This is a genomic window from Treponema denticola (genome assembly GCF_024181645.1).
Lineage (GTDB): Bacteria > Spirochaetota > Spirochaetia > Treponematales > Treponemataceae > Treponema_B > Treponema_B denticola_A.
In genome coordinates, this window is the sequence record NZ_CP058624.1 from 2,301,793 (window position 1) to 2,325,029 (window position 23,237).

The window sequence follows — 23,237 nt, forward strand, 5'->3', positions numbered from 1 at the left end:
ATGGCAAACCGCTCTTGGTCTTCCGAAGCTCTTGTTCTTTCATTGAAGACATTCGGGGAAGGGCACAGAAACGCCCTTCTCCTCTTACCCGATACGGAACACTCCTGCAAGCTGGTAGATGCAGCCGTCTTCGGCGGGCCTAAAAGCAAACTGCGAAGCATGGTAATTCCTTATCACACAGGAGAGGTTTGGATTTATTCCAACCCCATAAAAAATTCAAACAAGATAAGCGACTTTAAGGTAAGCGACTACCGCATAGGCCTCAGCGATAACCTGACCCGTATTTGGTGTGCCGCCTTTGCAGCCGAATTAGCCGTAAAGCTTAAGGGAAACATCGATTGGCAAATCATAAATTCCTTTTTAACGGGAATTGCCGTTTCTTCCGAAAGCGAATGTAGAAAAGCCCTGCTCCGTTTTTTGTGGCGTGTAATCTCTTTATCGGGTCTTGCCCCGGATATGGAAAATTGCTGCCGCTGCGGAATAAGGGTTTCAAGTAACATACCGGAAACGGATTGCCTTAATAAAAACATTTCAGATTTTTTTTACGCTGAAAAAAACTTTTTTTTCGTTCCGCATGAGGATTCTTGCGTTTGCAGTTCCTGCCTTGATAAACACGAACCGGCCTTTCCCCTTTCAGGCGAAAGCCTTTTATACCTCTTTGCAGTTCAAAATCTTATTCCAAAAATTTCAAGAGAATTAAACCTCTCGGATCAAGCCTACGCCGAACTAAAAGATTTTTTATTCTATCTTATAAGACTCGCCGCAGGTTCAAATTTTAAAACCCTTGAATCCTGTAATTTTCTGTTGTAATTCAGTCAATTTTAAACTCATTTTGCAAACGCAAATCAAACGAAAGAAAAATATGTTTCAAACGTAAATAAAACGCAAAAAAATACGTTGCATTTACGTTTGTTATATGGTATAATAACTAAAGGTACACTAAACAAAATTAGGGGTATTAACGATGAAAGAAAATAGATTTACGGAATTTAAAGAAGGCCTTAGTTCAGGCTTTTTAAAAACGGTTTCGGCCTTTGCCAACTTCGGTACCGGAAAAATATTATTTGGGATTAAAGATGACGGTTCTATAAAGGGAATTCAAAACCCTGATAAGATGTGTTTGGATATTGAAAATAAAATAAATGACAGTATTCAGCCAAAGCCTGACTTTTCTTTTTCCATTAACCGCAGTACCGGCGTAATCACATTAGAAGTAAAAGACGGAGCATTTAAACCCTATTTATATAAGGGGAAAGCATACAGGCGAAGCGATACGGCAACAGTCGAAGTAGATCAAATTGAATTAAAACGGCTGATTTTAATGGGAGACAACATGTCCTTTGAAGATCTGCCCTCCCCTGCACAAGATTTGACCTTTGAGTCCTTTTTTCGGATTATTCAACAAAAATTAAAACTGGAAAGCTTAAGTACCGATGTCCTAAAGACTCTCGGCTTTTATACAAAAAAAGGAGAGTTTAATCATGCTGCTGCATTATTTGCAGATAAAAACAACTTCTCCGGTATTGATATGGTTCGGTTCGGAGCCTCAATCAGCGAAATTTTAGATAGGGATATTTTGACAAATAAATCAATCTTAGAAGAATATAATCAGGCAATTTTCTTTTTTGAAAAATATTATCAATATGAAAAAATTGAAGGAATGGAGCGGAATCTAATTGAACGCATACCGATAGAAGCTTTCCGAGAAACTCTTGCTAATGCAATCGTTCATAGGGTTTGGGATATTCCGGCACATATTCGTATTGCTATGTACCCCGATAGAATAGAAATTTATTCCCCCGGCGGATTACCCTCAGGTATCAGCAAGGAAGAATATTTGAAGGGCTATATCTCCAGATTGCGGAATCCGATTATCGCCAATGTTTTTTTTAGATTACACCTAATAGAAATGTTTGGAACAGGTATTAAGCGTATCATGACCTGCTATGAAGAATATGAAGTAAAGCCGATTTTTGATATTTCAGAAAACAATATTTGTGTAACTCTTCCCGTTGTCGACAGAAAAAAAGAAGTAAATTCGGATGAAATGACTATTCTGGAAATTTTGTCAAAAGGAATACGATTATCCAGCAGTGAGCTGGTTTTAAAAAGCGGCTTTGGAAAAAATAAGGTTGTAAGACTTATCGGTTCTTTACTTGAAAAAAACTATGTTCAAAAAGAAGGAAGCGGCAGAGGCATAAAATATTATTTATAATTTTCTTTTTAAAAAATTACGATTTCTTTCATCTATCTCGTACAATAATATTGAGAGGTGAAAATGAAAAATCAAAATTTACAAGAAACCGATGAGCTTTACCGATGGGATGATACGCCGGACGATCTTTACTGTCCCTTTGTCTGCGAGACCGACAACCCCGAATACAGTTTGGAAAAAACCGAAGATGCCGTTGCTGTTTGTGCAAAAAACGTTTTCGGTATTCCGTCGCTCTATCCGTGGCAGAGGCTTGCAATAGCCAATATCTTAGATGCGGTTCATGCAGTGGAAGCCCGCATTGAAGCCGAACAAACCAAACTTAAAAATAAAGATGAGGAAGATTCGGGCAAAGATGCAAAAACAAAATTGCTTCAAAAAATTACCTCAAACACCGAAGAAGAAAAAATAACTTCACTTTATGATGAGGACGGAATTATGCGTGGCAGGCAAATTATTCTCCTTCCCACAGGAGCCGGAAAATCTTTGTGCTTTCAAGTTCCAGCCCTTCTGCTGGACGGACCTACAGTAATCATCTATCCACTTCTAGCCCTTATGAGCGATCAGTTTAGGCGAATGGCGGAGGGCGGGCTCGAGCCTGTCATCTTTAAGGGAGGGCAAACTAAAGAAGAAAGAGAAGCCCAGCTTGCACGCATGGAAGGGAGCGACGGCAAGCCTCCTGCAAAGCTCATAATTGCAAACCCCGAAGTTCTTTCAGGCGGAACTCTTATAGATAGGATTGCTGCATGCAATGTGGTTCACTTGGCGATAGACGAGGCACACTGTGTTACCGAATGGGGAGACAGTTTTAGGCCGGCCTATCTTGAACTTACAAACATAATCAAAAAGCTTCATCCCTACGCCGTTTCAGCTTTTACGGCAACAGCGAGTCCTCCGGTTTTACAGCGTATAGCCGAAATTCTTTTTGAGGGCAGGGCTCATTTGGTTCGAGGCGAATCGGATAGAACAAATATAATTTATTTTGTAAAGCATTGCAGGGTAAAAAATCCTGCCCTTCTGGAAGAGGTTAAAAAAAGAAAAAGACCTATGGTTATTTTTTGTTCCAGCCGAAAGGGAACGGAACAGACAGCTTCATTTTTGCGGCTCCGCTTAAATGACGAAAATATAAGATTTTATCATGCAGGCCTCGAAAGAGAAGAAAAAGCTGAAACAGAAAAATGGTTCCATGAACATAAAAGCGGTATACTGATATGTACTTGTGCTTGGGGGATGGGTGTCGATAAGAAGGATGTTAAAACTGTAATTCACATGGATCCTTCTCCTACTGCCGAAGCCTATATTCAAGAGGCCGGAAGGGGCGGGCGTGACGGAAGCATTGCCGAGGCAGTTCTGCTATGGTCGCCTGCCGATAGAAAACGGATAGAGCTTTTGCCCGAAAAACAGCGTCTTAGGGCCGGTGTTCTTAAAGACTTTGCCGAAAGCGGAAAGTGCCGCAGGGCGGTTCTATTAAAGGCCCTCGGTGAAACAAGGGCAGAAGCTTCCAATCCTGATGAAGAAGTAATAGCCTGTTCGGGCTGCGATATTTGTAATAAAACGGCGGTTCAATATCCCGAGGATGAAAAGCTTTTTATAAAGCTTATAAAAGCAAATAAAAGAATTTTTACTCAAAATGAAGCAATCGATTTTTTTTCTTCAAAGAAAACATTTTGGGAAGCAGGGGACGTAAAGCGTTTAAGTGCAGAGCTTCTCGAAGAGGGGCTTATCAAAAAACTGAAAACCCCTCTTTGGAAGGATAAGCTTAGTGTTTAGATTAAGTTTAAAATTTGATAAGTTTAAAAACTTTCTTCTAAACGGGCAAAGTAAGCTTTAGGATGAGCACAGGCAGGACATTTTTCGGGAGCGTTTTTGCTGACCACGATAAAGCCGCAGTTTAAGCATTTCCATGTTGTCGGACTTTCTTGTACCCACATAGAATTCTCTTCGAGCCTTTTGATAAAGGCCTCATACCTTTCTGCATGGTATTTTTCGGCAACAGCTATGCTCTCCATAACGGCAGCGATTAAAGGAAAGCCTTCTTCCCTTGCAGTTTTAGCAAACTCCGGATACATGTGCTGCCATTCATGATTTTCACCGGCGGCAGCTTGCCTTAGATTTTCTAAAGTTGTGCCTACCACGCCTGCAGGGGCCGTAGCCGAAACGGTAACCTCTCCGCCCTCTAAAAAGTTAAAGAGGCGTTTTGCATGTTCCCTTTCCTGCTCTGCTGTTTCAATAAAAATCCTTGCGATTTGCACAAAGCCCTCTTTTTCGGCTGTGCTTGCCCAAAATGTGTACTTATTACGAGCCTGAGACTCACCGATAAAAGCCGAAAGAATATTCTGTTCGGTCTTTGTTCCTTTTAATGATTGCATACTCTTCTCCTATTAGTATAAAATTGACTAATGTTCTTAAAAAGGGGCACAGAGTAAAAACTCATTCTTTAAAAACAAAAGCCTATATTTTAGTATAACTCTATTTTTAAAAGAGTAAAAGAGGGCAGGAAAAATAATTGACAACACAAACTTTGTCTATTATAATATTCTTAAAAAGAGGCTTAAAAGATGAAATCTAAAAATAAATTTTTTATCACAATCATATTTTTATTAATCTTAATCTACGGCTGCAAAACAACAAATAGCGATACAACCGATACAGGAAAAAAACAAAATTACAGCCAAGCCGAATATTTTAACATTGCAGGAAACACTGCAAAAGAGAAAAAAGACGGAACAAGGGCTATATACTATTATACAAAAGCCATTGAAACAGACACGGCTTATATTGAAGCCTATCTAAATCGCGGAGAAATGTATTATTACGTAAATGAACACGAAAAGGCTCTAGCTGACTTTGATAAGGTAATTGAGCTTAATCCGAAAGAAGATAGAGCTTATTACTGGAAAGGTTTGTTGCTGAATGATGACGGCAACTATAATAAAGCTATTGAAAACTTAAATACTGCGATAAACTTAAACGATAAAGCGTATGAATATTACGAAGCAAGAAGCCGTGCTTATGAACAAATCAATGAATATGAAAAAGCTTTTGAGGATATAAATACTGCAATTAAATTAAATCCGAAATCTGCAAAACTATACAATTTAAGAGGGAGATTGCACGAACATTTTGAAAGAACTGATGATGCAATAAACGACTTTAAAATAGCTATTAAATTGGATCCTGATGATATATGGCCGTATAATGGACTACTTTTTATATATCTGGAAATGGATAAAAATAATGAGGCATTTGAAATTGTCAATAAGATGATAAAAATGAAGCCTTCATGGATAGGTATACTATATGGAATACGCGGAACATTATTTTCAATGAGAGGGCAATATAAAGAAGCCATAGAAGAATGTAATACCGGTATAAGGATGTATCCTCATAATGCTTCTCTATACAATATTCGAGGAAAAATTTATTTTGATCTCAAAGAATATAAAAAGGCAATAGAAGACTTTGATATGGCTATTAAATTTGCTTTAGAAAACCAAAATACAGAAAAACAAGATGCCATCGAATACAAACAAAAAGCCTACGAAGCCTTGTCCGAAATGGAAGGAAAGAAATAAACGGAGAGGCGCAAATGCAATCTAAAAATAGACTTTTTATCACAATTCTATTTTTATTTATCCTAATCTTACTATATGGCTGTAAAACAACCGATACAAGTAAAAAACAAAACTACAGTCAAGCCGAGTATTTTAACATGGCAGGGAGCACTGCAAAAGAAAAAAAAGATATACCAAGAGCAGTAACCTATTACACAAAGGCTATTGAAGCAGATCCTGATTATATTGAAGCCTATCTAAATCGAGGAGAAATGTATTATTATGTAAATGAACACGAAAAGGCTCTAGCTGATTTTGATAAGGTAATTGAGCTTAATCCGAAAGAAGATAAAGCTTACTACTGGAAAGGATTAGTATATGAATATTTAAAACAATACGAGAGTTCACTTGTGTATTTAAATAAAGCGATACAACTCAACGATAAAAATTACAAATATTATGAACTTAGAAGCTTGGTTTATAAACAACTCCGTGAATATGATAAAGCCTATAACGATGTAAATATTGCAATTAAATTAAATCAAAATAATGGAATACTATACAGTTTAAGAGGTCTATTAAATGAATATTTAAATAAATATAATGATGCAATTATCGATTATAAAAAATCCATCGAACTTATGCCTGAGTTTATAGCACCCTACAAATCATTACTAAGTATATATTTACAGACTCAAAATTATGAAGCAGGCCTTGAAGTTGCAGATAAAGCTATTAATATTGAACAATCTTGGATATTATATAGTACAAGAGGATATCTATTTTTAATGCTGCAATCATATAATGAAGCAATATCCGATTCTAATAGAGCAATAAAACTAAATTCAGGTTTTGCAGACTCATATCTGACAAGAGGCAAAGCTTATTTAGCCCTAAAAGAATACAAAAAAGCAATTGAAGACTTTGATATGGCTATCAAATTGGATCCGGACAATATTGATAAAATTAAAGAAGATGCCATCGAATACAAAAAACAAGCATACGAAGCCTTGGCTGAAATGGAAGGAAAATAATTGTTAATATTTTAAAACTTCAATTATATAATCAAGCCTGGCTTTTAGACTATTTAATTGTGAAAGCTGATAATCAAGATTTTGAATTTTAAAATCGATCTCGGTTATATAGCCTTGTTTTAGTAAAACTTCTGAAGAAGCTAAACGATTTTGTATATTCTCTTTATTCTTTTCTGCTAAAATACAAACCTCGTTTAAAATATTTAAATTTATTTCATGAACTTCTTTTTTATTTTGATAGTTCATACTAAGAGCTTCAATTTCTAGTTTATTTAAATTAAGCAGTTCTTTAGTAGTCTTATCTATATCATAGACTTCATCAAGTGGAGACAGCGGAATATTTATTCCAACAGCAAAATTAAAAAGCCAGCTTTTCTCGGCCTTCCAGTAATTTTGAATAGTATCTTTAAATTTCACACCGCCTTTTGATTTAGAAGCCGGATCAAGTGTAAATGAAAATATAAACGACGGAAGCCGATTAAGCTGTTCTTTCAATGTATAATATTGATTTACTTTCAATTGCTTTTGTTTAAGTAAAAATTCGGTATCGGTATTTATATACTCATGAGAAATATAGCTTTCAAGTTTTTTTATCCAAGATTCAATATTACTCGGCATTGCATCTGCACTCATCCCTGTCAAATTTAAAGTATGAAGCATTTGAAGGTATCTTTTTTTTGAATTTAACAAATTTAATTGATTATTATATCTTTTTGTATTTCTTTCCGAAAGTTCAAGCGTAGAAAGTTTTCCTTGCCTCCATAAAGCTTCATCATTTAGACCGAGTTGTAAATCTATTTGTGACTTTTCTTCTTCAATTGCTATAGTCTTTTTTTGAAGCCAATAAGAAACAGCAACATATATTGCCTCTGCGATTATTTTTTCTCTTATTCGTTGTAATTCCAAATCGACAAAACTAATACTATCTTCACCCAAATAAAACTCATGCTCTGAATACGGTTTTAAAATAGCCGGAGCAAAAAAATAAAGCTGCATTGAAAATTGAGTCTTGGAAGAAGAGCTGTATTCATTTTTTGCACCTTTTATTTTACTTAAAGCAAATGTATTATCAATATTAAAAGTTAATCCCATTCCCATAGGCAGGGTTTGTTTTAAATTGAGACCTGTTGTAAAGGCATGTATTTGATCATGAGTCTTAATCTCCACGTTGCTAATATAGTTTAACTTTAAAGATAATTTAGGAATCCATCTATATTGTATTTTTTGTGCTGCCGTTTTTTTTATATTATATTTACTAAGAGCCTTTTGATATTCATTACTGTTTGTTAAAACCCCGGCAATAAATTCTTCATATTCAATTGCATACAATGAAGATAATATACAACACATAAACATAAAAAAAAGTTTCTTTACCATACAAGATCCATTGTTTTTAAAAAATGCCATAAGATACTTTGTTCTCTTAAAATAATGCGTGCATCAATTTCAAAACCGGGTTTTACAAAGTATTCTTTTTTCTCTTTGTCAAGTAATACATTCTTATCGAGAGTTCCTGTAACGGCAAAATAGACCGAGCCATCACGGGCTACAAATGAATCCGGTTCTATATTAACCACTTCCCCGGTTCCGCCGCCGAATTCATGATATGGGAGAAATTTCTTGTACATAACCTGATATGGGCGATCTAATGCAAGTGTTTTTTAAAGAAAGATTCGCATCTTTTAATTGACTGTATATTTTTTCTTTTTCTATTAAAAAGTTATCCAGTTCAGAAAGAAGAGAATTGATAAATTTATTTTTGTAAGTAGTCAAATCCAGCTCTGCCATATCTGCTTTGAAAATTATAAAATTTCATAAGCAGTTTTACAAGTGTTGTTTTGCCTGAACCTGAGGCTCCTACAAAAGCAATTTTCATTCCGGGTTTTATATTTAAATTAATATTTTAAAACTGCCTACCCAATAAACGCCTAAAGTTCCAAGCTGTGAAAGAGTCATTTGCACGGCATTTTCTATATTTGCAAGCGTACCTATTTCAATCCCCTTATTTACGGAATCTACCATTTTTACCTCGGTTCGCTCAAATGCAAGATCTTCACTTGAAAGAGCCTTTACCGTTCCTATTCCGTTTATGGACTCTACCATGCCTGAATATTTTTCGGCATCTATTACAGCCTTTTCTTTTATCATTCTCCTATATGGCTGCACAAAAAACATATTACAATAGCGGAAATAATAACCGGAATAACGGCAATCAGCATGAGTATACCGCCCGATGCACATAAAAAAGCTCCGCCTACAACCAACATTAGAGAGTCCAAGATAATATTCATTCCTGTAGAAGACAGAACCTGTCTTATAGTATTTACATCATGAATACGGGAAAGGACCTCTCCTGTTTTGCGTGTAGTAAAAAAATCCATTGGAAGATGAAGAACATGGTTAAAGTATTCAAAACTTAAAGCAGCTTCCATCTTACTGCTCATATGAAGCATAAGTTGATTACGCGAAATATTTAACAGCGTTTGAAAAATAATTACAACAAGGTATCCTAAAGAAACCAAGTTAAGCGTTATTTTTGTACCTGAATATAAAACTTCATCAACCAAAAACCGAAAATAAAAAGCAACGATTATACCTAAAAAACTTAAGAGTATACTTGATAATGTTCTGAATCATTTCTTTTTAAATGAGTAATTATGGGGAAGACGATATCCTCGGAAAATTCTTTTTCGGGACTTAAAGCTCCCTGACATGAAAATCCTAATTCTTCTGCACCGCGAACAATTCCGTATCCTGATATACCTGTTTTATCTGTACCCGCTATTTTGCGTATATAAGAAATAGGTATTCTTTTCCCGTAATATTTGCAAAGAGTTGCAAGACAGGCAGGACCGCAGTCCTGAGTATCTTGCTGCAAGACCACGGTTAAATTGGATTTTTTATTAAACACGGCTCCTTACGCCCCAAACTGTTCTGTCTTTATTGCAGTATCATTTACAGGAAGCCCTACAACATTTAAACTTGTTATAGGCTGTAAGGCGGATAATTCATCTCTCGTTTCCTCCATAATTAAATATACCTGCATTTACAAGACTTAATGAAAATAGATAATCTTTTTCATCTCTATCACTGCCGTAGCCTTCAAGCCGCCTTAAAATAAATATATAGGGGCCCATCATAGTGCCGCAACAATAATAAAAAGGATCGTCGGCACTGATGAGAGGATATTTTCTTTTAAAATACTGCATTAAAATATATGAATCTCCTTCGTCTGCATGTACATCCAATAAAACTATCTTGTTTCCGCAACAGGCAACCCAATCAGATTTTTTTTGGTTTTAAGTGCATAAATAAAATCATCAAGATTTACAGAAGTCGAATGATAAGAAAAGAATTCATCTTCATAATCTACATTAAATTTATTCATTTTTTGCTTGACTATTTCAATATTATCTTTGATATTAAGTCCGTAAAAATATAAATCACCGAATTCAAAAATCTCATCTGCAATTTTATCTGCTTTTTCAAAATAAGATTCATAACCGACTCTTGTCATAATTACTGTAGTTAAAGCTGTAGGTGAGTAATGCTGATTATGATAAATAACACATCCCATTTCCTTTTTATAATAATCATAGCCGCTTGAATCTGTTTTCATATCATCAACTATGGTTAATTTATTAGAAGTGCCGGCATTATAAAATTTCTCAAACGCCGTATGTTCCGCTTGATATTTTATAAATCTTATTATTTTATTATCTTTGAAAATTATATAAAAATCATTACTTAAGTCTCTTTTATAAGATGAATCATCGGGTATATATGCTTTACAACCAAGTTCTTGCAATTTTTTAGGCATAATTATTGAGGCAGGATAGAATCCATCTACGCCAAACTTCCGTAGTTTTGATACAACTTCGTCATAAGTGTCATTTATATTTAAATTATAAAAGAGCAAACTTCCTTCCTTGTAATAGTGTTCATCATTTGAACGATATGGAGTGCTCCTCGACATAAATCCGCTGCTTGGTCCGCCGTTAAGATTTCTTAAAAGACAAGTCTTACTTTCTTCTGCTAATTTTTCTGTCAAATTTTTAGTTTTTAAATCGGCTTCCTCTTTTGCCTGACTTTCTTTAGATGGAGACTCTGTTTTCACAGATGTTTCAACTTTTCCTTCAACAGGTTTCTGTTCTTTAACTTCTTTAGAACACGAAAATAAAAGAACCGCTAACATTAAGATAAAAATAAGTTTTAATTTGTCTTTTTTCATTATAATCTCCATACCTTAATATTTTAACATAGACGATAAATTGCCGCTTCACGCACAACATCCTGTGCATATTTTAAATTAGTTCTTCTTACAATTTCACCCACAGAATTATATTTTTCTTTATCCGTTCCGCCTCTTACCAGTAATAACTCTTCACGCCCCAACTCCAGGCCCAAAACCTTCTTCATCTCCAGCCCCCTCATATTTTTCATATTTATATTCGCGTTTTAAAAGAATGTATTCTTTTAATTTCTCATTCCATATAACCGTATCATACCAATATTCCCATCCTTTAAATTTTTCAGATCTAATAAAACTCCCACCTTTTCTTAACACTATCATTTTTTTATTCCAGTCAACAGATTCTATATCAAGTCCATACTCGGCAGATACATACCCGGTAACAAAAAACTCGCCATTGAATTCAATTATAAATAAGAAATTCCTACCTGTGCTAAAATGAGTTACGAAATATATTTCATTTTTACCGTTTTGATTAAAATCCGACACCCACCCTTGAGAAAACCCAAATCCAAAATTTTTTAACCCAAAAAGACCGCCTCGTTCAATATGCGGTGGAAAAAATGATGCACTAGGAACAGTAATATAGTAATCTTTGATTATCTTATCTTCATCAACTACAAAACATCGCACTCTTTTCACAGTTTGACCATATTCAGGTCCCGGAACTTCTTTACAAAATACTACAAAATATTCATCATACCCAGAATCGGTAAAATTTCCTTTTACATAATCAACAGCTTCTAACTTTATCTGATAATCTTTCAGCAATTTTGCAGATAAATCGATATTTTCATGATATAAAGGATAATGTGTATTTTCATATTCTTCAAACAGTTTTATTATATCATCTTTTTTTTCATCATGAGCTAAATCATATATTTTGCCATGAACAGGAGTTTCTATTATTTCTTCACTTATTTGACCTATATCAATTTGACTTGAAAGCTCAATCGCAGAAACAGTATAACTATCTTCTTTATGGGTATATCTATCTTTTTCGAACTTCACATGATACTCCAATACTCCTCCATTTTAGCTTTTTACGTTTTGTTTACAATAATAAACATCACCTTCTTTTATTACTTCTTTAAAATTTGTATAATTATAAACCTTTTTGTTATGATCATACAACCATGTTCTAGCTTCTTTCTGTTCCAGGTCTGCATCAGTTGCGTCTATGGGTATTTGTGCTATAATAGCACTCTCTTTCTTATCAAGCTCGGCTCCAAGCTGTTTAAGTTTTTCTTCGTATTCTTTACTTTTTTTATATTTTTCTTCCAATTCAATTTGTTCAGCTGTCTTCTTAGGAGCACTATATTCGGGCTTTGATAAAAATTCATTTTCTTTCGGTTCAATTTTTGCAGATGATTCAACTTTTGTCTCCTCAGGCTTCTGTTCTTTAATTTCTTTAGAACACGAAAATAAAAGAATACCGGCTAAGATTACTAAAGATATTTTTAGTTTCACAATAATTGCCCCTAATATTTTATATTTACCCAATCATCTTTAGTCCAATCCCATGACATCTTATATGACCTATTCGGAGATATATTACATGACTGAAGCCAGTAGCTATTGTCATCTTCATTCCATTGAAAGATCTCTTTATACCATATTATACCGTAGATGTTGTATCTCAATTCTATACTGTAATAGTTACCGTTAAAAGTTTTTTTATGCCAATCTACATTGTTAAATTCATCTCCCAAAATTTCTATAAACTTAAATTCAAAGTCATTATCGATAAATTCGGCCATAGTAATACGTACAGTACCCTTCCATGGGAAATATATATATATTTCATTTATTCCGTTTTGATTAAGGTCGGCTACCCACCCTTGAAAAAATTGTTTACCGAAATTAGTTATATAAGGCATTTGCCTCGTATTCAACGAACCATATAAGCTTAAACTTTTTTCATAAGCAGGTAAAAAAAGACTACCAACAAAAAAAATATCATATACTTTTTTAAATGTATTACCTTCAACAATAAAACAAGCTGCATCTGATATATTATTTTTCCATGTTATATCAGATAGTTTTCCATCCTTACTATAAAAATTAGGGTGATGCTCTCCGGCTTCTTCCATCTCTTTTCTAGAATCATTGGTAAAAAAAACTATATATTCATCATATCCCGAATTTGTAAAGTTTCCTCTTATATAGTCCAACACATAATATGTATAATGATATTTATCATTTTTATCAAGTTTTGTCATATATGATTCAAACATAGGTATTAAGCTTTCTCTATCGGGATCTTCTTTTGATTCTATTACAAACCCGTGTACTTGTTTTTTTATTATTTTTTCATTAATTACCCCTATGTTTAATTCTTGCTCAAATTCGTATTTTGTATTTATGAATTTTTTTGCTATTTTATCCCACTCATATTTTATACTATAAAAAAAATCCTTGCCGTTTTTTGCCGTTCTTTTTTGTCTGCATTCTATTTCTTTTTCTCTTTCGAATTTTATAACCTCAACATCGGTATAACAAATCCTGTTATCTTTTCCTATATTCGTCCCTGTATACAATGCTTGAATGTATACCAAATCATAGTCATCTAATACAAAAGGAGTTCTTTCAAACTCATTTTCTTTTCCTTTCCCCGATACTTTATTATTTTCTATCATTTTAGAAAATTTTTCTATTCTCATTTCTCTGCCGCTTTTTGTATCAGAAGCTTTACACGAAAATAAAAAGGCCGTCAATATTAAGATAACGATAAGCTGTAATTTATCTTTTTTCATTATAACCTCCATGTTTATGGTTTAATAATTTAAAAATTATTTTGTATCGGCCTTCCAAATGCCCAGCCACTCGCCTTCAGGTTTTTGGGAAATAAGGGTTTTACATTTTTCTGCATAGTGCTTTGAAGGAGGATCGGCTTCTTCCGTTTGAGCAAAAATATTTAAGGCTTCTTTAAAGTTTCCGGCGTAGAATTCTTTTAAACCTCTATCAAAGGAATCGAGCAAAGCTTTTTTTTCGTTATAAGTTTTTTCATCCATGACTTCATAAACAACCACAGGTTCGGATTTTCCTACAACTGCGGCGCGGGCAAGCTCTCTAAATTTTAGAATTGTGCCGCTTTCTTCAGCTTGTTTTTTTGCGGCCTCCGCACACATTGTGTAAGAACCGAATTGCTTATTTAAACCTTCCAAGCGGGCGGCCAAGTTTACCGAATCACCTAACATTGTATAATCGAAGCGGCTTACCGAGCCCATGTTGCCGACTATGGCAAAACCCGTATTAAGCCCTATGCGCATTTTAAAGGGTCTGCCTTGAGCTCTTTTTTCAAAATCGGCACGCCTTTCTTCAAGTTTTTTTTGACAAGCCCAAGCCGCTTCTACGGCAGAACGGGCATGATGTTCCACTCGTGCAGGAGCATTCCAAAAAGCGATTATAGCATCGCCTTCATACTTGTCGATTGTTCCGCCTGAGTCCAAGATAATTTTACTCATATCCGAAAGATAATCGTTTAAAAGCTCGGTAAGGGCTTCGGGACTTAAACTCTCCGAGATTGAAGTAAAACCTTGCAAGTCCGAAAAGAAAATCGATATTTCTTTACGTTCCCCGCCGAGCTTTAATTGGGACGGGTCGGCAATCAACTGTTCAATAACGGCAGGGCTTAAATACTGCTTAAATGCATTTTTTAAATAACGCCTTTGTTTTCCTTCAACCATGTAACTGACTGCGAGGGAGGCAACAAAAGACAAGACCATTCCGACAAGTACCGAAGCCGCGGGTATCGCAATCCCTAAACGGAATAGATAATATGCGATAAAAAGATAGAGGGCAACAAAAACCAAAAAGCTCACAGCATTTATACTTATCGAAGCAGCTCTGGATTTTATTTTTTCAGAAAAAATTTCGGGCAAGCCTGCAAGAATAATACAAATTAAAATAATCAAAGCATTAATCAAAAAGCCGGTTTTTACGATCCTATTACCCGAAAGAATATTATCTAAAAGGGTTATATGAATACCGACTCCCGGATATGAAGCAGAAACGGGGGTTTGACAAATATCGAAAAGACCGGGAGCATATAGCCCGAAAAAAACATACATGTCTTCAAAATCTTCAGGCCGGAGCTCGCTTTCCCTTCCCGCCCTTATATCGGCTTGAGCCTTTAAAATATCGCCTGCACTGTAAGGCAAATAATCATCAATACTTTTTGTAAAGCGGAGATTAAGCTCCTCAGGCAAGGCCTCATCTTCATCTCCGCCTACAAAATAAGAAGCAATTCCCAGAGTAGGAATCTTATAATTTTTCCACGAATAAAAAAGACGAGCACGCCTGATAGTTCCGTCAGAATCGGGAAGACTGTTTACATTTCCTATAAGTTTGGCGGATGAAGCAATTTCATCTATAGGAAAAATACCCGGTAATTCCTTAGCAGGGCCTAATCCATTTTTACTTAAAGAAGTCTCATCTATAGGTTCAGGCTTAGGAGCACTGTCAGGCCAGCTTTGCGTATTCCCTTGGACCCTATCAAAAAAAACGGTTTGAATAACTATGCCGCTTTCCTTTGACGCATCAGCAAATTTTTTATCATCAGCATCCCCATAGGAAGAAGACTCCGTAAAGAGCATATCAAAGGCTACAGACTTTGCTCCGCCGCCTGAAAAAAAATCGACTATCTCGGCATAGGCTTCACGCGGCCAAGGCCACGTCCATCCCCTTTCGGAAGCTGCATAGTTTAAGCTTTTTTGATCTACTAAAACTAAAACAATTTCATCGGAGGGAGAAAAATAAGAAGCCGTCCTATTCATTCTATCATCATAAAAAAAATATTCCGCCTGCTTAAAAACTCCCAAATAAATAAAAAAAAGCACAATGAAAAAAACCGGAATGGAAATAAAAAACAGCCTTCGTATTTTCTTCATAAACTTTTCCTTATTTCAGTTTATTCTTTTGATAGCGGTTAAGCCTTGCGGAACGGTTATAGTCGCCTGCAAGCTTTTTCGATTCCTTTTCTACAGATTTTATACGGGAAACGGCAGATGGGTGAGTTTTGCCAAAACCTCTACTGTCATTCTTCTGTTTCTCACTCATAATTTTAAGCATTTCGGTCATAGCATTGGGATCATATCCCGCCCTTGCCATCAGCTTGACGGCAAAACGGTCTGCATCATATTCTTGGCTTTTAGAATAACCCGAATTTACCAAGGTTGTTACGATTTCTTTTGATGCATCTTCTAAAAATTTAAGTTCCGCTTTTTTATCGGAGCCTACAGCCATTGTTGCCGAACTTTCTACTGCGGCGGCAGTTATTCTATTAGCCTTAATGGCTCCTATACCGTGCTTTAGTTGAATGTGCCCAAGCTCATGGGCTATGACACCGGCAAGAGCATCTTCAGAATCAGTACAAGACAATAGCCCCTTGGTAACCAGCACATGGCCGCCGGGCGTTGCAAAGGCATTTATTTCGTCAGTATCCAATATCGCAACATGATAGCCGTTATAGGATTCAGGTACGTCGGAATTCAAGACCAAGGTCATACAAATCAGGTTAAGATAGTTTTCCAACTGCTTGTTTCTATAAAGTTTATAATTACTTAAAATGATGGCAGCAACTTCCCTTCCTATATAATACTCTTCCTCATTTTGAATAGGCTTCGAAGCTTCAACAATAGGGGCAGCTGCATCGACAACATTTTTTGTAAAAGCAAGAGGATCATTTAAACTTCCCAATAGGGCACAAGATAGAACAACGACCGGTATTAAACTTATAATTACAAATAATCCGAATTTTTTCTTCATTATTCACCGTCCTTCAATAAGCCTTCTTTAATAAAAAACTGTAAATCCTTCGGGTTTACCTTTATGCCTTCAACGCTGTCAACTGCCTCATAATTTTTTTTACCCGAGGACGAAAACTCCGCTCCCGAACCTTCCGTTAGACCCTTCCCTGCAAGAGACAATTCCTTTGCTTCTGCAGAGGTTTTTGTATCAAAAGAGCCGACTATTTTTTTCTTTGTAAGATTTGCCTTCGGAAGCCAGCCTACAATGTTCGGGTTTGAAACGGGAGAAACCTTCATCCATTTTCCTTTTTCTTCTAAAAGATATACCTGATCCCCGTACCTTACCTGTACAAGGTCTTTAGCAAAAAAGCCCGAGTCGGATTTTATCCAAGTTTCTTTTATATTCACATACATTTTTTTAGAAGATTTTTCCGCTGTCAGTACTCCCAAAACAGCAAAAAACATAAGCAAACACAATATCTTAGATTTTTTCATAAGAACCTCCTTCTTATATAAAAATTGTATCACAAAAAAAGCCAATTGTCCAGTTTTTATTATCGGTAGTTTTTAGTGAAATTCATTTCCACGGCACATTTCTATGGTGTATTGACAAAACAAATTCCTGCCTGTTGAAAGATTTTTTAAATTTTGATATAATGACCTGTTAAGGTTGTCATTGATTTGAAGACTTATCTAACATCTTAAATCATTATTTTTTTATAGATTATAAACCTTAAGGAGTATGATTATGCACAAAATACTTGAAAAACGGCAATATTCGCCTGAGGTTTTTTATTTGCGCGTAGAAGCACCGGAAATCGCAAAAAACAGACATCCGGGACAGTTTGTAATCGTTCAAATAGATACCAACTTCGGTGAAAGAGTTCCCCTAACAATTGCCGATGCGAACGCCGAAGAAGGCTGGATTGCCCTCGTCATTCAGGCCGTAGGAGCCACAACCATTAAACTTTGCAATAAAAATGTAGGTGATTCTATCGCTGCAATTTTAGGCCCTCTTGGACGCCCCTCCCACATCACAAAGTGCGGAACGGTTGCCTGTGTCTGCGGAGGTATTGGTGTTGCCCCCATGTACCCTATAGCCCAAGCTTTTAAAGAAGCAGGGAACAAACTCATAGTTATCATCGGAGCAAGAAACAAGGACTTAATCGTTTTTGAAGATGAAATGAAAGCTATCGCCGATGAGCTCATCATTACAACAGATGACGGCTCTTATGGAAGAAAGGCCCTTGTAACCGTACCCTTAAAAGAGCTCTGCGAAAGTCAAACGCCTCCCGATGAAGTTTTTGCAATCGGCCCGCCCATAATGATGAAATTCTGTGCCGAAACCACCCGTCCCTTCGGAATAAAAACAACGGTTTCGCTTAACACGATTATGATTGACGGTACGGGAATGTGCGGCGGCTGCCGTGTAACCGTAGACAATCAGGTAAAATTTGTCTGCGTTGACGGCCCCGAATTCGATGCACACAAAGTTGACTTCGATAATATGATGATGAGAATGAAGGCCTTCCGCGGACGCGAAGATCAGGATAGGCATAAGTGCAAGTCCGGTATTTTTAATTAAGGAGCGGAAAAATATGGAAAATATAAATAAAGAATGTCATAAACACATAAGCCATGAAGAGCTTTCAGATCGGGCCAAACAGCTTTGGGCCGACTTAAAGGGCAAAACCTTAACCCCTAAAGAAAGGACTCAGATTCCTATTCAGGAAATGCCGACCCTCGATCCCCATAAAAGAGCCTCGTTGATGAATGAGGTTGCTATGGGCTATACCGATGAACAGGCCCGCATTGAGGCGGAAAGATGCTTAAACTGCAAAAACAAGCCCTGCGTTAAAGGCTGCCCCGTAGGTATACCGATTCCTGAATTTATTGCCGAAATCCAAAAAGGCGATTATAAAAAGGCTGTCGATATTATAAAAACAACAAACCTCTTACCTGCAATTTGCGGACGCGTTTGTCCACAAGAAAAGCAGTGCCAAGCTTTTTGTACTGTAGGTAAGATGCTCAAATCCACGGAACAGGCTGTAGCCATCGGCCGTCTTGAACGCTTTGTCGCCGACTGGGAAAGAAACAATAATAAGATTACCATTCCGCCCGTTGCTCCCGAAACCGGAAAAAAAGTTGCTATCATCGGTTCAGGCCCTGCCGGTTTGACCGTTGCAGCAGATGTCCGCAGGGAAGGCCACTCGGTAACCGTCTTTGAAGCCTTCCACAAAACAGGCGGCGTTATGGTTTACGGAATCCCCGAATTCCGCTTGCCGAAAGAAATCGTTGCAAAGGAAGTCGAAAACCTCGAAAAGATGGGCGTTGAATTCAAAACCAACTTCTTGGTAGGAAGAACCGAAACCCTTGAGCAGCTTTTAAAAGAAGACGGATATGATGCCGCCTTTATCGGAACCGGTGCCGGTCTTCCCAAATTTATGGGAATTGAAGGCGAAAACCTCATCGGTGTTTTTAGTGCAAACGAATATTTGACAAGGGCTAACCTTATGAAGGCCTATGATGCAACACACTCCGATACCCCTCTTTATGAGGCTGAAACCTTGGCCGTAATCGGAGGCGGAAATGTTGCTATGGATGCCGCAAGAATGGGATACCGCCTTGGCTGTAAGAAGGTTTACTGTATTTACCGCCGAACCCGTGCCGAAATGCCCGCCCGAATCGAAGAAGTTGCCCACGCCGAGGAAGAAGGCGTAGAGTTCTGCTTCCTTCAAAATCCCACAAAAATAATCGGAGATGAAGAAGGAAAGGTTTGTGCAATCGAAGTCTTAGACTACGAATTGGGTGAACCTGATGAGTCAGGCAGAAGAAAGCCTGTAGCAAAACCCGGTACCGAGCACCAAATAAAGGTAGATGCCGTAATCGTTGCCCTCGGAAACGACTCCAACCCCCTCATGGCTCAAACAAGTCACGGCTTGGAAGTTACCAAAAAGGGAAACATTGTCGTTGATGAAAGCCAAAAAACCTCGATCGAGGGAGTTTGGGCAGGAGGCGACATAGTTTTAGGTGCCGCTACCGTAATTCTTGCAATGGGCGAAGGCCGAAAAGCCGCTGCTGCAATTAACGAATATTTAAAGACAAAATAAGTCTTTTATTTTAAACCGATAATTAAAAAGCTGTCCAAGCTTAAATGCTTGGGCAGCTTTTTTGTTTTATGATTGTTCTATAAATTTCCAGTCGCCGATAGTTCTTTCTTCTTCATCAAAGCTTGAACCTATTAGAATTAGCTTTTTGCCGCTTGTTTTAAACTGAGCGGTATAGCCCTTCTCTTTTATTTGGACTATTGCATCTTCTGCCGTGCCTGCACTCATCAACTTAAACTCAAAGATGTATATTGAATCTTTAGTGTGCACTATACAGTCGGCTCGGCCCTTTGAGCAGTGTATTTCAGTTTGCACAAATTGACCCATCAACTTAAAGATTAAATACACGGCAGTCTGGTAATTTTGCTCCCTCAATTTAAGCTTGTCTTTTGGAAGGTTATCGTAAGGAACACCTGCTATTATCGCCTGCATCCTTTCCATAAAGCTATCGACATTTCCGGCTCGGATATCTTCTACAAACTTCCATACGGATGAAGCCGTTTCATAAGGCCGAAGTGAAGAATAGGCAGGTACAAGGTTTTCTAAAAAGCCGTAACGCACCTCATCATTAGGAAAACCTAAACGGTAGATATTGCCATTTTCTATATATTCCTTTATCGTTAAATAGCCCGATTGAAAAAGTATAGGTAAGGGGTCTTTTGCATCAGCCCTATATAATTCTATCCCCGCCTCATTTAATTCAACATTTCCGTCTAAGTCGGGAATATTGTAATAGGCATCTTTTAGGTAGTTTACCAAAAAGGTCGGCGTGCCCGTGGAAAACCAATAGTTTTTTAATTCTCCTGAATTAAGAGTATTTAATATGCTAAAAGGATTATATACCGATTCTCCTAAAACACTGAACTTATAGCCGTCATAACGCTTTTTTAGTTCTTCAAGCATTTTATCATAGCTGTTTTTGGTGTTCGTTGCCAGTCTTTCTATTTCAGGCTTAAAGGTTTTTTCTATCTCTCCTTGAGTTAGGCCGCATATTTCGGCATAGTCATTCAGCATACTTATATCTTGAAGATTATTTAAATCGCTGAAGATACTTACCTTACTAAACTTCGTTACACCGGTCAAAAAAGCAAAGCGGATATATTGGTCGCAAGTTTTTATGACCGAATAAAAGGCTTTTAGAGTGTTTCGGTATTCTTCATTTAAGGCTTCGTTTACGCCCATGGTCTGTAAAAGAGGCTTATCATATTCGTCTACGAGAATAACCGCTTGGCGGCCGGTCTTATTGTAGGCGGTTTCTATGAGTGACTGAAAGCGCTTTCCAAAAGAACCGCCTTCATTTTTTAAGCCGTAGACTTTTTCTTGCTTTTTTAAAAAATAATCTAAACTTTCTGCTAAAGCACCATCCAAGTCATATCGGCCCACATTAAAATCCATATACAAAACAGGGTATTCCACCCATGCTTCTGTTTTTTCGATTTCGGCTCGCTTTTCTTCGGCCTTTTCGATGTACAAGCCCTTAAAAAGCTCTTTTTGGCCTAAAAAATAGTTTTTAAGAGTCGAGAGAAAAAGACTTTTACCGAAGCGGCGGGGGCGGCTTAAAAAGTATACGCGGTTGGAATGAGCAAGTTTAAATAAAAAAGGTGTTTTATCGACATAGAGAAATTTATCGTTACGCATTACCTCAAAACTTTGTACCCCTATCGGTATCTTGCGCGAAAAATCAAAATCCATTTTAAGCCTCCTAAACCTCTTCCATCTTCCATTCGCCGATAGTTCTTTCTTCTTCATCAAAGCTTGAACCTATTAGAATTAGCTTTTTGCCCTCTGCCTTAAATTGAGAAGCATAACCTTTCTCTTTTATTTGGGCTATTGCATCATCAGCACTTCCTGCACTCATCAGCTTAAACTCAAAGATGTATATTGAATCTTTAGTATGTACTATACAATCGGCTCGGCCCTTTGCACAGTGTATTTCAGTTTCTACAAATTGCCCCATCAACTTAAAGATTAGGTAAACAGCAGTCTGGTAGTTTTGCTCCCTCAATTTAAGTTTATCTTTTGGAAGGTTATCGTAAGGAACGCCTGCTATTATCGCCTGCATCCTTTCCATAAAATCATCCACATTTCCGGCCCTGATATCTTCTACAAACTTCCATATCGAAACTCCGGTTTCATCGGGTCTAAGTGAAGAATAAGCAGGTACAAGATTTTCTAAAAAGCCGTAACGCACCTCATCATTAGGAAAGCCCAACCGATACATATTAACTTCTTCTATGTATTCTTTTATCGTTAAGTAGCCCGATTGAAACAATATCGGTAATGGATTTTTTGCATCTGCACGGTACAGTTCTATTCCTGCTTCATTTAATTCAACATTTCCGTCTAAGTCGGGAATATTGTAATAAGCATCTTTTAGGTAATTTACCAAAAAGGTCGGTGTGCCTGTGGAAAACCAATAGTTTTTTAATTCTCCTGAATTAAGAGTATTTAATATGCTAAAGGGGTTATAGACCGATTCTCCTAAAACACTAAACTTATAGCCGTCATACCGCTTTTTTAGTTCTTCAAGCATTTTATCATAGCTGTTTTTGGTGTTCGTTGCCAGTCTTTCTATTTCAGGCTTAAAGGTTTTTTCTATCTCAGTTTGAGTTAGTCCGCATATTTCGGCATAGTCATTCAGCATACTTATATCTTGCAGATTATTTAAATCACTGAAGATACTTACTTTACTGAACTTCGTTACACCGGTTAAAAAAGCAAAGCGGATATATTGATCGCATGTTTTAGTTACAGAATAAAAGGCTTTAAGGGTATTGCGGAATTCTTCGTTTAGAGCCTCGTTTACACCCATGGTCTGCAAAAGGGGCTTATCATATTCGTCCACAAGAATAACTACCTGCTTGCCGGTTTTTTCATAAGCACGCTGTACTATACCTGCAAAACGTTGGGCTGGTTCTTCTTCTTGTTTATTGGCTCCATATATTTCTTCAAATTGGCTTAGGACAATGTTCAAATGACTTTTTAAAGAATTAGGCTCATCATACCTGCCTATGTTAAAATCCATATACAAAACGGGGTATTCAACCCAAGCGTCTGTCTTTTCTATTTCGGCTCGCTTTTCTTCGGCTTTTTCGATGTACAAACCCTTAAAAAGCTCTTTTTGCCCTAAAAAATAGGCCTTGAGTGTCGAGAGAAAAAGGCTTTTACCGAAACGGCGGGGACGGCTTAAAAAGTATGGGGAGGAAGTACACACTAGATTATACACATATTTAGTTTTATCTACATATAAATATTTATCATTCCTCATCTTTTCAAAGCTCTGTACCCCGATGGGTATCTTGCGCGAAAAATCAAAATCCATTTTAAG

At 36.8% G+C, this 23,237-nt stretch carries 18 protein-coding genes and 3 pseudogenes; 7 read left to right on the top strand and 14 right to left on the bottom strand.

Annotation, left to right across the window (positions count from 1 at the left end):
- From recO to HO345_RS10905, 3 genes are all read left to right on the top strand, one after another.
- A complete protein-coding gene (recO, locus tag HO345_RS10895; protein ID WP_253682925.1) occupies positions 1-810 on the top strand; it encodes a DNA repair protein RecO in 810 nt (269 codons plus the stop codon).
- A 154-nt stretch (positions 811-964) separates the two neighbouring features.
- Positions 965-2,215: an ATP-binding protein gene (locus HO345_RS10900; RefSeq protein ID WP_253682926.1), complete on the top strand. Its 1,251-nt coding sequence runs from the start codon at positions 965-967 to the stop codon at positions 2,213-2,215.
- Positions 2,216-2,278: 63 nt separating this feature from the next.
- Positions 2,279-3,982, top strand: a complete 1,704-nt coding sequence (locus HO345_RS10905) for a RecQ family ATP-dependent DNA helicase (protein ID WP_253682927.1) — start codon at positions 2,279-2,281, stop codon at positions 3,980-3,982.
- Positions 3,983-4,005: 23 nt separating this feature from the next.
- On the opposite strand, the gene rbr is transcribed toward HO345_RS10905, so the two are convergent.
- Positions 4,006-4,581 (bottom strand): rubrerythrin, encoded by a 576-nt coding sequence (rbr, locus tag HO345_RS10910; RefSeq protein WP_002672707.1) that lies wholly within the window; start codon positions 4,579-4,581, stop codon positions 4,006-4,008.
- A 189-nt stretch (positions 4,582-4,770) separates the two neighbouring features.
- Between rbr and HO345_RS10915 the strand changes: the two genes are divergently transcribed.
- Positions 4,771-5,787 carry a tetratricopeptide repeat protein gene (locus HO345_RS10915; RefSeq protein ID WP_253682928.1) on the top strand — a complete coding sequence of 339 codons (1,017 nt, stop codon included), beginning with the start codon at positions 4,771-4,773 and terminating at the stop codon, positions 5,785-5,787.
- A gap of 14 nt (positions 5,788-5,801) precedes the next feature.
- On the top strand, positions 5,802-6,800 hold the full coding sequence (locus HO345_RS10920; RefSeq protein ID WP_253682929.1) for a tetratricopeptide repeat protein: 999 nt from the start codon (positions 5,802-5,804) through the stop codon (positions 6,798-6,800).
- Between the two features lie 3 nt (positions 6,801-6,803).
- On the opposite strand, the gene HO345_RS10925 is transcribed toward HO345_RS10920, so the two are convergent.
- From HO345_RS10925 to HO345_RS10995, 11 genes and pseudogenes are all read right to left on the bottom strand, one after another.
- Positions 6,804-8,177 carry a TolC family protein gene (locus HO345_RS10925; protein ID WP_253682930.1) on the bottom strand — a complete coding sequence of 458 codons (1,374 nt, stop codon included), beginning with the start codon at positions 8,175-8,177 and terminating at the stop codon, positions 6,804-6,806.
- Entirely contained in the window at positions 8,171-8,428 is a 258-nt protein-coding gene (locus HO345_RS10930; RefSeq protein ID WP_010693585.1) for a hypothetical protein, read from the bottom strand. The genes HO345_RS10925 and HO345_RS10930 overlap by 7 nt, the downstream gene beginning before the upstream one ends.
- The gene (locus HO345_RS10935) at positions 8,400-8,588 is read right to left on the bottom strand and encodes a hypothetical protein (RefSeq protein ID WP_010693586.1); all 189 of its coding nucleotides are present in this window, start codon (positions 8,586-8,588) and stop codon (positions 8,400-8,402) included. The genes HO345_RS10930 and HO345_RS10935 overlap by 29 nt, the downstream gene beginning before the upstream one ends.
- Positions 8,589-8,598: 10 nt before the next feature.
- A pseudogene (locus tag HO345_RS13230) lies at positions 8,599-9,711 on the bottom strand (ABC transporter transmembrane domain-containing protein); the annotation flags it as partial.
- A 97-nt stretch (positions 9,712-9,808) separates the two neighbouring features.
- A pseudogene (locus tag HO345_RS10965) lies at positions 9,809-11,031 on the bottom strand (hypothetical protein).
- Positions 11,032-11,054: 23 nt separating this feature from the next.
- On the bottom strand, positions 11,055-11,219 hold the full coding sequence (locus HO345_RS10970) for a hypothetical protein (RefSeq protein WP_002666080.1): 165 nt from the start codon (positions 11,217-11,219) through the stop codon (positions 11,055-11,057).
- Positions 11,185-12,522: pseudogene (locus HO345_RS10975) on the bottom strand (clustered-type lipoprotein). The gene HO345_RS10970 and the pseudogene HO345_RS10975 overlap by 35 nt, the downstream one beginning before the upstream one ends.
- An 11-nt stretch (positions 12,523-12,533) precedes the next feature.
- Positions 12,534-13,808, bottom strand: a complete 1,275-nt coding sequence (locus tag HO345_RS10980; RefSeq protein WP_253682934.1) for a clustered-type lipoprotein — start codon at positions 13,806-13,808, stop codon at positions 12,534-12,536.
- A gap of 36 nt (positions 13,809-13,844) precedes the next feature.
- Positions 13,845-15,944 (bottom strand): CHASE2 domain-containing protein, encoded by a 2,100-nt coding sequence (locus HO345_RS10985; protein ID WP_253682935.1) that lies wholly within the window; start codon positions 15,942-15,944, stop codon positions 13,845-13,847.
- 10 nt (positions 15,945-15,954) lie between these two features.
- Positions 15,955-16,821 carry a M48 family metalloprotease gene (locus HO345_RS10990; RefSeq protein ID WP_010693601.1) on the bottom strand — a complete coding sequence of 289 codons (867 nt, stop codon included), beginning with the start codon at positions 16,819-16,821 and terminating at the stop codon, positions 15,955-15,957.
- Positions 16,821-17,297, bottom strand: a complete 477-nt coding sequence (locus tag HO345_RS10995) for a hypothetical protein (RefSeq protein WP_253682936.1) — start codon at positions 17,295-17,297, stop codon at positions 16,821-16,823. Before HO345_RS10995 ends, HO345_RS10990 begins: the two co-directional genes overlap by 1 nt.
- A gap of 253 nt (positions 17,298-17,550) precedes the next feature.
- On the opposite strand from HO345_RS10995, the gene HO345_RS11000 reads away from it, so the two are divergent.
- Together HO345_RS11000 and gltA are read left to right on the top strand one after the other, a co-directional pair.
- Complete coding sequence (locus tag HO345_RS11000) at positions 17,551-18,387, top strand: sulfide/dihydroorotate dehydrogenase-like FAD/NAD-binding protein (RefSeq protein ID WP_010693605.1); 837 nt, start codon at positions 17,551-17,553, stop codon at positions 18,385-18,387.
- A 13-nt stretch (positions 18,388-18,400) separates the two neighbouring features.
- Entirely contained in the window at positions 18,401-19,912 is a 1,512-nt protein-coding gene (gltA, locus tag HO345_RS11005; protein WP_253682937.1) for an NADPH-dependent glutamate synthase, read from the top strand.
- 66 nt (positions 19,913-19,978) lie between these two features.
- Here the strand turns inward: gltA and HO345_RS11010 are convergent, their stop codons facing one another.
- Positions 19,979-21,601 carry an ATP-binding protein gene (locus tag HO345_RS11010; protein WP_253682938.1) on the bottom strand — a complete coding sequence of 541 codons (1,623 nt, stop codon included), beginning with the start codon at positions 21,599-21,601 and terminating at the stop codon, positions 19,979-19,981.
- Between the two features lie 10 nt (positions 21,602-21,611).
- Complete coding sequence (locus HO345_RS11015) at positions 21,612-23,231, bottom strand: ATP-binding protein (RefSeq protein ID WP_253682939.1); 1,620 nt, start codon at positions 23,229-23,231, stop codon at positions 21,612-21,614.
- Positions 23,232-23,237: the final 6 nt, after the last annotated feature.